The sequence below is a fragment of the Ruegeria arenilitoris genome, from assembly GCF_013030985.1.
Lineage (GTDB): Bacteria > Pseudomonadota > Alphaproteobacteria > Rhodobacterales > Rhodobacteraceae > Ruegeria > Ruegeria arenilitoris_B.
The window spans coordinates 285693-297940 of the sequence record NZ_WPYP01000006.1 but is presented as its reverse complement, the minus strand read 5'-3'; the positions used below and the strand labels follow the sequence as shown (position 1 = coordinate 297940).

The window sequence follows — 12248 nt, the reverse complement described above, 5'->3', positions numbered from 1 at the left end:
ACACCGACAATCAGCGTCTGACCGGTTTGATCCTTGGTCAGATCAATGCGCGTGGCGCGCGGCATTACGGATATTCCTACGGCAACTACGCCAACAAGTATTACAACAACTGACCGCAGGCGTCAGGGCAGGCAAAAAAACAGCGCGCCGGTCTGGCGCGCTGTTCCTCATCCTGGAAAAAGCCACCGGTTCAAATGGTGATGCCAATTGCACGACATGATTTTTTCCTCCGGCGGAAGGAACTGTTCACGGCAAGTCTGGGTTTTGTCTTATTGGGTAGAGTGGCGTACAAACATGGCAGATGTGCTCTGCTCGCCGACCTCAGGAATTTTGACCGTCAGCGACAAGGCGTGAGTTGTTTAACCGCTGAATAACTTTGCTTTTAATATGATTCTGGCTTGTTATAATTTCACTGCCAAAACCATCCTATTCCCTCATGAGATTTGGTAAACATCGGTCTGGTAAGTACCGGTGGAAGTTTTTATAGAGCGCAGTAAAACTGAATTTCAAAAGTTGCGGTCATTTTAGCGGGAGCGCCAGATGTTTAAAGCTGCCTTGACGGCTGCCCTTCTGCGTGTTTGCGGCACTGTTCTTTGGTTGCTGTTCACCATGGTTTGCGCCCGGACACTGTCCGTGGAAGACTTTGGCTTTGTGTTTTTTTCTGTAAATGTGATCATAACAGGCGGCGTTGTCGCAGCGCTTGGATATGATGTCACGGTTCTGCGATACGGATCGCGATACGAAAAGGCCGGTAGGAAATCGGCTGTGCGCAAACTTCTGTCAGAAGCTCGATTGGTGGTTGTTTCCGGTGGACTGTTGGTTATTGCCGGTTTCGTAATTTTGACTGTTTTGCGCGTTGATACGCCTGTGACGCAAGACGTGAGCGTAGCCGGCCTGGTCGGCCTCTCGATTGTTGCCACAGCGCTGATGGCTGTGAACCGAGACGTACTGCGCGCTTGTGGAAAGCTGTCTCAAGCGCTTTTGGGTCAATCCGTCCTGCGGACGTTTGTCCCGCTATTAATGACCATTGGTGCGCTTCTCTTTACTGAACTCACTCCAATGGAGGTCTTGGTCTTCTATTTGGTGGGTTTGTTGACTTCCCTAGCGTGGGAACAGGCCTGCATTGCGCGGCTTGGACTTGGTTCTCAGGGAGAGCCCGGGCAAAACCATCACGCTAAAATGGCCTTTTCCGTATGGCCCGGCGAAGCCTCGCTAATCATTTTTCACCGGGCTTGTGGGATCGTTATTGGTCTTACGTCTGGCTTGGAAGCTGCAGCGTTCTTTATCGCGGCTGAGCGTGTTTCGCAGCTTGGAGTTTTTCTTTCCGATGCGGTACGCACAGCAATCGCACCAATAATCGCACAGGCCCGCAGTGATCAAGAAATTCAAGCCGCGATTGCAAAGAGCAGCATACTTATGCTGCTCAGTGGAGGAATTGGGTTCGTGTTGTTGCTAGCTGGGGGCTGGCTGCTGTTGCTGTGTTTTGGGCGCGAATATCTTCAGTCGTTTCCAATTCTCTGCGTTCTGCTGGTCGGTCAGCTCAGTTGGACCATGCTTGGCCCGACTGCATTGATCATGAACATGCAGGGCCTAGAGCGCGTACGCAGCCTTGTAACCATGATTGCCACCGCGGGTTTGTTGATTTGCCTGATATTCACCAAATCAGCCTTTACAGCCGGGCTTGTGTTTGCAGTGATTTGTTGGGTCATGAACGGAGCGCTTTGGTATCTGATCCGCGCTCGATTGGGAGCGGTGTCAGGTGTTTTCGGCGTCCGTTTCAGCGATGTCAGAGCCGTGTTTTCGGATGGAGACGAGATCACGGGAAAGCTGCGAAAGAGCCTAAGAATTGCAAATTTCAGATCCTGATAATTCCGTGAAAATCATGACCCGTCATAAAGATATTCCCAACCTCTTTCTAATTGGCGCGCCTAAAAGCGCGACGACCTTTTTGTACGATGTTCTTAGTCGCACTCCCGGTGTCTTTACGGCCGAAAACAAGGAACCGGCCTACTTCCACTTCGACGGTCAGATTCCACAGCACCGCGACGCTCCTCTCAAACCGCTCTACGCGTGTCTGACGCTAGACGACTACAAGGCGCTATATTCCGCAGCGGGGGATGCACGTTATGTCGTGGATGCCAGTACTCACTATCTGTCGACGCCTGAAAGCGCCGCGCGTATCAGAGCGGCACAACCAACTGCCCGTGTGATTGCAGTTTTGCGGGAGCCGGTCACGCGCGCTTATTCTCACTACCTGATGGGCGTTCGTGACGGGTTTATCTCGGAAGACCTCATGTCAGCATTGGATCGCGAAGAATACGAGATCGAACAATCTGACGTGCTTTGGGGTGAGCATTACCGCATGATCAGGCGGTCCGAATACTTTGCTGGGCTGAAAGCTTTTCACGCGGCTTTTGGGGACCGGTTTCGTCTGTATTTGTTCGAAGATCTCAAGAAAGACCCTGATGCGGTTTTCGACGACTTGCGACAGTTTCTGGATCTCGAAATAATTGAGCCCGGCGAGAAGTCTCTGCAATCCGCACGGAACGCGTATGCGGTTGATCGCGTCTGGATGATTACGCGTCTATTGAATGTTTATCGTGCGTCCCGTCTAAGGCTGTTGGTGAACAAAATCACTCCAGTAACGTTGCGGAAAATACTGCGGGAAACCTATGAGAAGATACGCCTGAAAGATGCCGGCAAACCCGAGATGCCAGAAGTTATCCGGGAACGTCTAACGATGCACCTGGAGGAGGACTATGCCCAGACCCTCCAATACGCGGAAAAACACGGGTTGTTGGCGCGGTTGGGCTAAAGGGAAACCGTAGATGTTTGAGCAAGAAACCGGAAAGTCAAATGCCGGGCGAGTGACAGTTTCGGCAGTGGTCGCGACCCTTGGCCGCACTGATGAACTGACCAGGCTTTTTGAAACTCTCCGCCATCAAAGCAGAGCATTGGACGAGATCATTGTGGTCGACCAGAACTCTGACAGTCGCTTGGTGCCCGTCATCTCGGATTTTGGCGACTTGCCAATCATACACATCCAGGATGAGTCCCTACGCGGGGTGAACCGCAGTCGAAACCATGGGTGGCGGCATTCGAGCGGCGATGTGGTTTTCTTTCCAGATGATGACTGTTGGTATCCTAAGGACTTTATTGAACTTGCGTTGTCCAAATTGGAAAGCACTGACGCCGATATCGTCTCGGGCCGTGCTGCCTCTGAGGACGGGCAATCGATCAACGGGAAATTTCTGGACCAGGCAGTTTGGGTTGACCGTAAAACGGCGTGGTTTACCCAGATAGAATGGGTGATCTTCTTGCGCCGTAAAGTTCTGGAAGACACCGGTGGTTTTGATGAACGGATCGGTCCCGGCTCCGGTACGCCTTGGGGGGCGAACGAAGTTCAGGATCTGTCACTTACAGCGCTGTCTAAACACTACCGACAATATTTTGACCCTGACTTGTTTGGTCATCATGCCGAAATGATCGTCACCGGCACCGATGCGCAAAGCTTGGAAAAGGGGCGCCACTACGCGCGGGGTTTCGGTTATGTGCTCGCGAAACACAGCTACGGTTGGGGTTCAGCGATCTATTGGGCTGCCCGCTCGGTAACTGGGGCGCTGGTATCAGCATGTCGGGGCGAATTCGGCATGGCAAGGTACCGCCTATGTGTTGCGCAAGGACGCCTGAACGGTTACCAGAAATCCCGCAAAACGGGGCTCCAGAACAGAAGCGCGCAGGGTAGATGAAAACTGTTTATTGGATGAACCCTCTGGTGATCATGTCCGCTTGGGCCTGCATCGGAGCCTTTTCGTTGTTGATGTCGCCCGAGATGTATTACCTGCTTATGCGCACAACAAAAACGATCGAGCCCATTCATTTGGGGATCGCACTGGCTGGTATCGGAATTTTCAGTTTGGGAGCGGTCTTGGGCATGTTTTCGGTTTCCGGCCAAAAACAAGCGCGCAACCTCGTGATCGAAGATCTGACTTTTATTTTGCAATCCGTGCGATTTCGCCGCGCTTGTCTGATCTATGCTGTTTTGATGATGGTTGCCTACGCAATTTGGCTGGGCCCGACTTTGAACCCGTCGGTCATCATGGCGTTTTTTACAGGTAAAGGGTTTGTCGGTCGTGATGTGGGAAACCAGATTGGTGGTATAACAACCATGACCCAGTTTGGCGTCGCACTTGCCGTGGTCAGCGGATACGGTATCGCGTTGAGCACCAAAAGAAACTGCCAAACTTTCTACTCGCGCCTGCTGTTCCTGATCCTGTTTCTGGCGCTCTACCGGTCATTTATCTGGAGTGAGCGCCTTGCGCTGGTCGAGTGTGCGATCCCCGCCGTCACGGCCTGGACGATCGCCAAGAACACCGGGCAGGCGTCTTTCCGCATCGCTCCTGTTCTAGCTGCCGCGGCCGTAGTTTTTTTCTTTGGCACGACCGAGTATTTTCGTTCGTGGAACTTCTATAGCCAGTTCGACATAAATATCGCGTATTTTTCCGCCTCGCGTTTTCTGTCCTACTACGTGTCTTCGTTCAACAATCTGGCGGTTTCGATCGAGTATTTTGAGCCCAGCGGGCTACCGTTAAATTCCATGAATTTCCTGTTCAAACTGCCTCTTCCCGGATTTGAAACACTCAACCAGATTCAAGCCGAGCTTTGGGAACATACATTCATGGGCGGGTTGGAGCGCTTCGGAAACCCAGAATTTAACCTGTTTACCGGGGTTGGAATGATGATCAGCGATTTCGGCATCTTTTGGGGTGTCGTCTTGCTGTTGATACCGGGTTTTATTTCGGGGCGCCTATATCGCTTGGTTCAATTTGGTCGGCTTTCTGGACTGTTTATCTTCCCGGTCTGGATGATTGGGCTTCTGGAATTTGGTCGGCTTCTTTATTGGGGTACGTCGCGCACACTTTTCATCTGGGTTTTGATCTTTGTGCTTTTGTCGATAGCTGGGTCTTTAATCAGGGCCTCAGCCAGAGCTCGGTTCAACCCATCCATGTCACAAACCTAAGAAGCCTCATCAAGCGCTGTCAGAAGCTGTTCCGCAGCACGCTTCCAGGTGAACATCGCGGCCCGTTCTCGCCCTTTACCAGCCAGATCTGTGCGCAGGTTTGGCTCGGCTTCAATGCGCAGCATGGCGTCCGTCCAATCCTGCTGTTGACGAGGATCAACAAACAGAGCTGCGTCTCCGCATACTTCCGGGACAGCACCACCAGTCGTAGCCAATACCGGGCACCCGCAAGACATGGCTTCGAGTGGCGGTAGTCCGAATCCTTCGGTCAGGGAAGGGAACAACAATGCGTAGGCGTCGTTATACAAAGCCTTGAGTTCATTGTCAGAAACCCGACCCAAAAACCGCAGCCCTTCGTGTTCGACCAGACCGTCATCTTTAAATACTGTACTATTTCCTCCGCCTGCCACGATCAGCGGCAAGGAGCCTTTGTCGCGAGCCTGTGCTGCGGACGCCAGTAGTCTTAAGTTTTTGTGAGGTGCAAGAGAGCCAATAGCCAAAAAGTAACCTCCCGGCTCAAGCCCGTGACGTGCCAAAGCTTCGGTGTCCGGAGAGATCTCTGCAAGATGATCCACTCCGTTATGAATGACGCGTGCTTTTCCCTCGGGGAAAACGCCATGTTTTTCTAACTCAAGGCGCGAGAAATCTGACACGGTCAACAAGACTCGCGAACGGCGCGCAAGGGTCGGCAAAAGGACACGATATAGACTGCGGAATGCCCGTGAATACGAGGCCGGCTGCGTGAAAACTTGAGCGTCATGAATCATTACGGCCTGGCGGGATCTCATCACCGGACCCGTATTGCACAAGCTCAGTAACCACTGATCGGACTCCAGCAGCCGAGGCAATTCTACTTGCTCCCAGAGATGACCGGAATGTCTGGACTGCCCCAGTTTATCCAGATTCAATATCTCTTCTGGCGTGGTTTCAGGTGCGTGAACAGGCGCGCTTGGCAAAGCCAGGTGCATGTCGGTTTCGGGTGATATTTGAGTGAGTGCAACCGCCAGTTCACTAGCGACCCTGTCAACACCTGTCATGGATCTCGTCAAGAAGCGACCGTTCAAAACGAGGTTATTTTTAGTGTTCATATTGTTGTTCCATCGTCATTATCGGCCTGCCTGTAACGTGCCATTTGTTCTGTCATGTACTAAAGAAAGTTCAATTTGAGTCGGCTAGCCGACGCGAACATGACTAAACAGAGAACTTCTACTCTCAAAAGCCCAACGAATGTACTTGGATAAACTCATAGGTGCCACGGCCACATACAGCGTCTCGCTGGAGCCTCGGAACAGGAGGTTAGGTTTAGTTGACATTAAATTCTCATAATCTGATCTAATTTGTTTCGTCCTATTGAATGAAGTTGGCGGTGACAAGGCTAGGGCACGAAAGCATTGAGAAGAAACTTCTAAACCGCTGTGAAAACTACAGTTCTCGGAACATCTTTATTCAATCTTCTAAAGTCAGATTGTGGTTAGTCTAGCCTAGAGATCATGCTACTCGTTGATACGAAAGCCTCTCAGAAGGGCTTCCGCGCTGTTGCAATTGCTAACATGACCAGTGGACTTCGAAAGTGGGATTGGACAAACCCTAGCGTCTTTTTTGGCATTAAGCCGTTTTTCATTATAGCATTTGGGCACTTAGTAAGGTGCCCAAACACTTTATATATTTCCCGAGCGCGATGCTAAGCAGTGGACCTCAAAATACGCCGCGTCTTCTGTGTTTACCGATTGATCCGATGGCGGACAAAAAAGCAGCTTTGCCAAAACCAGCCAAACTCCTTCCTTTGCTGCCCTCAACAACGTTCAAAACACTTACTCTAGTGGTCCGGTCGGCCATTTTGATTGCAGCCACTCTTCACATTTTTTAAGTTTAACTGGTTTGACAGAGCCTAAAACTACCATTCCATAGAATCTGAGATGTGCAGCATCTGAAGCAAGTGACCCGTGCCCAAACAATGAAGCCTGTTCGTCGTCGTTGCTTGGAAGGTAGTCTCCGTTCGACGACGACGTGGTGTCTATTTCGTCGCCGTTTAGTCTGAATTTGCTTTCTGCGTAGCGAGTTTCGGCCCTGCGCCACCATGTTGCTACAATGTCTAGCTCGGCCGAAGTTGGGTTGAACATGGTATTCCCGTTGTTGAAGCGCCAAGAATACCCTCCGCCGCCATATGCGCACCCAAGGGAACCCCCTTCATTGTCGCCGCCCAAGTGAAACACACGTTGGATTGGTGCATAAAGCGACAAAGGCCGCAACGCTGTGATCACCGTGAGGTCCGGGTTGGCCGAAAGTCCGAGACGAGACGACACTCGGTAACTGTCGTCAACACCATCTGTCTCCAGCCAGGAGACACCGTTTTCTTCGCGGTACACCGCTCGGCGCGAAGAAATTGGTTGGGTCATATGGAAATCATTCCCAGACTTGTCGCGAATTTGGCCAACCAAATCGAAATTCGATGTCACGGGGACATTGCCATCAACGTCCTGGAACAATGTTGAGCCGTCAGACGGGTCATACCATGCTAAAGGCTGAATTTCGGTAGGATTGAAACTGCGTGGACGACGCTTGGAAAGCTCGGCGATGCCAAACCCAAACATGGTTCAAGACACCACAAATGCGTGAATACCGGTCGCATCTGTGCCGGTTGCGTAAACGCGGACGACCCCCACTGGCAGAATCGAGTTGTCCGCGACTTGGATGCTGCGATGATTATTCGCCACGGTTTGAAAGGATACCATGCCGCCGTTTGTTACATATAGCGCGACCGCAACTTTCGACAGATCCTCGCTATCGTTTGGGGTAACCGGGCAAATGTCAGGCGTGGGCCCGTTCAGGGAAGCAGTTCGGCCGGCAAACGGGTTTTTCATTATTGATCTCCTATTCAAGTGTGTTCCGCATTCCCTGATCAAGATTGGTCTGGGTGCATGTCGAACGTATAAAATCCTCAACGAAAGAACTGGTTACCTAGTAGTTCTCACGTCAAAAGAAGTGCGCAACAGATGAATGGAAAACTGGGTTGGTTCTCTCGCTGCCACGCGCTCGTTTTCGAAGGTCATTGTCAGCTTTTGCAGCCGCCGTGTTGCTTTCGAGTGAGGCGCGAAATAGAGGTTTGAAGTTTTGCAGAATTAGGCATTGGTTGCTTGATGGGCTAGAGCACCTGTCTTCGTGGCATAGTCGGGTCGAGCGCGCACTCATTTTTCTCATCCAAAACGCCGGCGAAATTTATCTACTTGAGCAAGTCCAGTGCAGCGGTGGCAAATTGCGTGGTGTTGCTTCTATAAACCACAGATGCTGACACCGGTATTGAGGCGCACTGAGACACCAGAAAATGGAGACCTCACACCCGTCTAGTTGGTTGGGGGAGTGGTCAGAGATCGCTTTTAAAGTTTCCACTCCGGACCTTCTTGGGCTTATTAAGAATTGCAGTAGTTCGAGAAAGGCCAAATCCTGCTCCCGCAACCAATCTTTCTCAACGAAAGCAACACGTTAAGGGTCGGAACAAGCGGCTATATAGCCGCGTGTCAATCTCTCTGGAAGCACTGTGGAAGCATCAGGAGCGAATTCGCCCTGTGGTGAATGCGCAACAGAGACTATTTGCACAAGTCCCCGAAAATGCCGCGATAGATGCAGTAGCAGACGTTGACCGTTTGACAGATAGCCGCAATGCGGCACTTCTCAGCTTGAACTTCAGTAACAACTTAGCCTTTGGGCGTTTTGGTATTTTTGGAAATGCTATTCAGCCATTTTTTACAAGTTAGATGTTGACTGGGATCGGCGCGAAAGAGATGACAGGCCAAGTTTCATGGAAGCGCTTCCACATTCTCTTGATACAGTTCGGTCAGTTTATCTCGGTACCCACGCACAAAGCCTTTCCCGAAACTAGAATCCGCACGAATGATTTTTGCATGTGCATGATCCCAAGGTGCAGGAGGAAAATTACCTTCAATCGGGTCCTTGAGCACTGAGTAAACCTGTAATCCCTCTTGCGACATTATGCTGGTAATCTGACTGCAAACAGCCAATGCAAACCCCCACCTATGGCGGTCGCGGGCGGGGTTTTGATAAGTTTCCAATTTGTTGTCCACGTGCTCAGGCATATCCAATTTCGATAGTTCATCTACCGAAACACTCTTCCCACTCTTTTCGATCAGTTCATCAACGGGAAAAGCTTCTTTTCCTAGAGTGCCAGAGTCGTCCACCATTCGCGTACTGAAAAGCAGACGGACAAGTTGTTCTTCAGAGGCTACCTGTGCGGCGTCTTGCGATGACATAAAGTAAAGTTAACTTAGCCCTGAAAAATCGTTGTCGCGCTTGCAATTAGTTCGGTTGGCACAGATACACCATCCCACTCGACATCGCCGTAAGCTGTTTTTTCAGGTTCATTGTCATTTCGAGCGTGATACGAGATTTCACCCTCTCCACAAACACCAATATCAACGTACCCAGCGGCATTTTTGTATGTGAACATGAACTCTCCACATTCGTCCACAGCGATTTGAGGCTTCACATATTCGGGAAACAAACCTGAAGACTTGAGCTTGACTGCTTCTCCTAGCGCTGCTTTGAGCTGATCCAAATCTAGGTCTGCACCAAAGAGCTTGGCTGACTGGAAAAGAGCGAAGAGTTCGTCAACATAAGCAATTGAAGTGCGGCTGCTCTGCTCCTCTCTGTCTGTTTGGCTCACAAACACCCGACCGTTGTTTGCCTCCCGGAAGCAAATGCCTGCCTGAGAGCTAGACAGAGCTATCTTCTGATTGGCTGTGAAATCAAAGCCTTGGCTTGACAATGCGTGCGCCATTACAACCCCATCTTATTAGTCAATTCTTCAGACAAAATCTCACCGAGAACATCTTTGTTCAGGCTATGAAAGTTGTCAAACACTTCCTGTAGGTTGTGCTGACCTGCGGTTCTGGCCATCAGGTCCTTCAAAAGAGGCACATTTCGAAACTTATAAGACAGAGAGTGCGTCAAGTTCGCTAGAACACGTTGGCCCGACAAAACAGATCGAGCATCCACTCTTTCCAGTCGCTCAGCTTCTTCGCTCTCAGACGAAAACTTACCCGCTTGGAAGTCCCATCTGGGATCATGATAGTCCATAAATATGTCTGGGACCCATGAGCCCTTTATAAAAACATTCGAGGGTCTGAGTTGAAGATCGGAATCGTCCTGCGGGAGTTGCTCGCTGAATGTGTCTGTTACGCTATACTCAATAGAAGCAACCGGTTTGAAAGCATCTACACAATTCAAGAGCGCCACAAGACGATCATTTGCACCAGGCCAAACTGTAGACCATCCTGAGTATTTCCTGCAGGAGACAGCGACAGCATTGTCGCCAAATTGCGCAGACCACTCAGGTTTCCCGTCTCTGGAAAAATCGTTGAGTTGGTACATAACCGGTCGCGGCTGGTTCGTTGGTGCACTTTCGCCAACAAAAACTTGAAACAATTCAGGTTTGTCGATAGCTGCGAAATGCGGCCGTAAATCTTCGATTTTTTCTTCTAGCCGGGCCTCATCGCTGGAGTCCAATGGCGACCGGAAAACGACAGCAAAATTGACAACCTCTATCGCGTGGTTGCCTGCGAGAAGGTCGATTTTTTCTACTGGCATTTTGCTCCCTCAGCCCTGTTGTCTCGGCATCTTAACACTAGACACGAAGACTGATTGTATCCTTATTTCAGCGACCGGCACTGTTCAAGACTCTCAATCATCCTTAAAAGTTCGTTAACCAGCCCTGCCTCCGAATAGTCTTCCCGTGGTACTTACTATGTAATAGACGATAGCTGTATTCCATCCGGGTTAACTTTAACCTTAGAGGGGCAGTGACGACGAATTGCTGCCCGGAAAATAGCCGAGGTCGACCTTCTGTCGGAGCGTTTCGCGTTTGCAGCGAACGGCAGCTTGGTGGCCTCTCAAGACAACCGATACTTATTGCGCGCCTTGGCAAGTCGTTCTTTTAGCGGGGTTGTATGCTCAGCAACGAGCCGAGCCAACACGTCGGAGTGACTTTCCAAAAAGTCACTAAAACTGTCAGCAGAAACGTCTGAAATCGCCGCGCGAGTGACAAACAACCCCGCAAGCTGCGCGTCCAGTTCTCGCATCTTAGCAGCGCGGTTGGCTTCCCTCACGTCGCAGGGCAGAACGCCCGCACAGTTCTGCAACAGATCATTCCCGATAACTGCCTCAAACTGCTGCCAGAGCTCATGTGAGGGCCAGCGCGCGCGGTTTGAGTCCATGGTGGGCATGCAGTAGCGAATACGCCCAAGCGCGTTTGTAAAGGCGTCCCCGATGATATCGTTTACATCCTGCCAGTTCCGCATCTCAAACCGATTGCGCAGTTGCTTGGAGCCAAGTCGCATCTCAAAGCGCCAGACCTGACTGGTCGCCCGGTCAGACAGATCAAGGGGCGGTTTGCCAACCGCTTCAAGTGCTGCATTCCAAATGATCAACCAACCCATCTTGTTTTGCTGGATGACCTCTGATCGCTTGTCGTAGATCGCCAATTGCCGGTTGGCGACGGCCCCGGCGCGCAAGCCAACCACGCGGGCACCGCTGGAAACAGTCGCGGTTTCATCAACACCGGTGTATTCCGTGACCTTGGTACCCGGTGGAACAACCAAGGCTTCGCGGTCGGGTTCAAACCAAGGGGCCAGTAAGTCGACGGCGAAGTCAGCCCGTGCGACCCTCAATTGAGTTTCTACGTACTTGACCCCAAAGGCTTCCATGCAACCGCGAAAGTGCTGCTCAGCGCCTTCAAGGCCGCCTGTAGCAAGGCCAAAGGCGCGAAAGTCTACGGTGATGCCCGGATTGTTGGGAATGCGATCTTGCGGGTCCTGAAAAAGCCAAACGGCCCCATGATCGCCGGTATGGGCAGTGAAGCCGCGTGCACCCTTGCTCGTCACGTTGAGCGACACAGAGCCAAATTCGAGGACGCAATCGCCGTAGGTCTCTTTGGCATGTTGCTTGGCGGATGCCAGTTCTTCGCGAAAGTCCTCGGGGATATCAGCCTGAATGGTGAATTTCAGCCCATCGAAGCCAGAATGCAGAATAGTAGCTTCCATTTGCGCTGACCTTCGCTTTCGTATTCGTGGAGGGGGGTGTTACAAGACCCCCCTCTATCGCGGCACGCCCTGCCGCCGGGTTGTATGACGATTTTAGAAAAAGTGTGCGGGGGCTTATGCCCCCTTAGTGCCTCCGGCGGGGCAGCATTTGTTTTAGGGCCGGAGCGAAGCCGCTC

General features: G+C 51.3%; 11 protein-coding genes. 4 read left to right on the top strand and 7 right to left on the bottom strand.

Annotated features, from left to right (window positions below):
- Nucleotides 1-540: 540 nt before the first annotated feature.
- From GOX88_RS14365 to GOX88_RS14350, 4 genes are read left to right on the top strand one after another with little or no spacing between them, the layout of a single operon-like run.
- Nucleotides 541-1866: an oligosaccharide flippase family protein gene (locus GOX88_RS14365; protein WP_170403090.1), complete on the top strand. Its 1326-nt coding sequence runs from the start codon at nucleotides 541-543 to the stop codon at nucleotides 1864-1866.
- Nucleotides 1867-1882: 16 nt separating this feature from the next.
- Entirely contained in the window at nucleotides 1883-2815 is a 933-nt protein-coding gene (locus tag GOX88_RS14360) for a sulfotransferase family protein (RefSeq protein WP_170403087.1), read from the top strand.
- Between the two features lie 13 nt (nucleotides 2816-2828).
- Complete coding sequence (locus GOX88_RS14355) at nucleotides 2829-3749, top strand: glycosyltransferase family 2 protein (protein ID WP_170403085.1); 921 nt, start codon at nucleotides 2829-2831, stop codon at nucleotides 3747-3749.
- Nucleotides 3746-5020 (top strand): hypothetical protein, encoded by a 1275-nt coding sequence (locus tag GOX88_RS14350; protein WP_217354237.1) that lies wholly within the window; start codon nucleotides 3746-3748, stop codon nucleotides 5018-5020. Before GOX88_RS14355 ends, GOX88_RS14350 begins: the two co-directional genes overlap by 4 nt.
- On the opposite strand, the gene GOX88_RS14345 is transcribed toward GOX88_RS14350, so the two are convergent.
- The 7 genes from GOX88_RS14345 to GOX88_RS14310 all read right to left on the bottom strand — a co-directional run bounded on the left by GOX88_RS14345 (nucleotide 5017) and on the right by GOX88_RS14310 (nucleotide 11925).
- On the bottom strand, nucleotides 5017-6108 hold the full coding sequence (locus GOX88_RS14345; RefSeq protein WP_170403079.1) for a glycosyltransferase family 4 protein: 1092 nt from the start codon (nucleotides 6106-6108) through the stop codon (nucleotides 5017-5019). The two genes, GOX88_RS14350 and GOX88_RS14345, sit on opposite strands and share 4 nt — an antisense overlap.
- Before the next feature lie 723 nt (nucleotides 6109-6831).
- Entirely contained in the window at nucleotides 6832-7611 is a 780-nt protein-coding gene (locus tag GOX88_RS14340; RefSeq protein ID WP_170403076.1) for a hypothetical protein, read from the bottom strand.
- Between the two features lie 3 nt (nucleotides 7612-7614).
- Nucleotides 7615-7881: a spike base protein, RCAP_Rcc01079 family gene (locus GOX88_RS14335; RefSeq protein ID WP_170403073.1), complete on the bottom strand. Its 267-nt coding sequence runs from the start codon at nucleotides 7879-7881 to the stop codon at nucleotides 7615-7617.
- Nucleotides 7882-8814: 933 nt separating this feature from the next.
- Entirely contained in the window at nucleotides 8815-9216 is a 402-nt protein-coding gene (locus GOX88_RS14325; protein ID WP_170403068.1) for a hypothetical protein, read from the bottom strand.
- Between the two features lie 83 nt (nucleotides 9217-9299).
- Nucleotides 9300-9812, bottom strand: coding sequence for a hypothetical protein (locus GOX88_RS14320; RefSeq protein WP_170403065.1), 513 nt, complete (start codon nucleotides 9810-9812; stop codon nucleotides 9300-9302).
- Nucleotides 9812-10621 carry a hypothetical protein gene (locus tag GOX88_RS14315; protein WP_170403062.1) on the bottom strand — a complete coding sequence of 270 codons (810 nt, stop codon included), beginning with the start codon at nucleotides 10619-10621 and terminating at the stop codon, nucleotides 9812-9814. The genes GOX88_RS14320 and GOX88_RS14315 overlap by 1 nt, the downstream gene beginning before the upstream one ends.
- Nucleotides 10622-10923: 302 nt before the next feature.
- Nucleotides 10924-11925 carry a hypothetical protein gene (locus GOX88_RS14310; RefSeq protein ID WP_367648077.1) on the bottom strand — a complete coding sequence of 334 codons (1002 nt, stop codon included), beginning with the start codon at nucleotides 11923-11925 and terminating at the stop codon, nucleotides 10924-10926.
- Between the last annotated feature and the right edge of the window lie 323 nt (nucleotides 11926-12248).

What these genes read in the sequence shown, in the direction of transcription:
- GOX88_RS14335 (WP_170403073.1), bottom strand. Translation starts at nt 7,881, where the DNA reads ATGAAAAACCCGTTTGCCGGCCGAACTGCTTCCCTGAACGGGCCCACG.
- GOX88_RS14365 (WP_170403090.1), top strand. Translation starts at nt 541, where the DNA reads ATGTTTAAAGCTGCCTTGACGGCTGCCCTTCTGCGTGTTTGCGGCACT.
- GOX88_RS14345 (WP_170403079.1), bottom strand. Translation starts at nt 6,108, where the DNA reads ATGAACACTAAAAATAACCTCGTTTTGAACGGTCGCTTCTTGACGAGA.
- GOX88_RS14325 (WP_170403068.1), bottom strand. Translation starts at nt 9,216, where the DNA reads ATGGTGGACGACTCTGGCACTCTAGGAAAAGAAGCTTTTCCCGTTGAT.
- GOX88_RS14360 (WP_170403087.1), top strand. Translation starts at nt 1,883, where the DNA reads ATGACCCGTCATAAAGATATTCCCAACCTCTTTCTAATTGGCGCGCCT.
- GOX88_RS14315 (WP_170403062.1), bottom strand. Translation starts at nt 10,621, where the DNA reads ATGCCAGTAGAAAAAATCGACCTTCTCGCAGGCAACCACGCGATAGAG.
- GOX88_RS14355 (WP_170403085.1), top strand. Translation starts at nt 2,829, where the DNA reads ATGTTTGAGCAAGAAACCGGAAAGTCAAATGCCGGGCGAGTGACAGTT.
- GOX88_RS14340 (WP_170403076.1), bottom strand. Translation starts at nt 7,611, where the DNA reads ATGTTTGGGTTTGGCATCGCCGAGCTTTCCAAGCGTCGTCCACGCAGT.
- GOX88_RS14320 (WP_170403065.1), bottom strand. Translation starts at nt 9,812, where the DNA reads ATGGCGCACGCATTGTCAAGCCAAGGCTTTGATTTCACAGCCAATCAG.
- GOX88_RS14350 (WP_217354237.1), top strand. Translation starts at nt 3,746, where the DNA reads ATGAAAACTGTTTATTGGATGAACCCTCTGGTGATCATGTCCGCTTGG.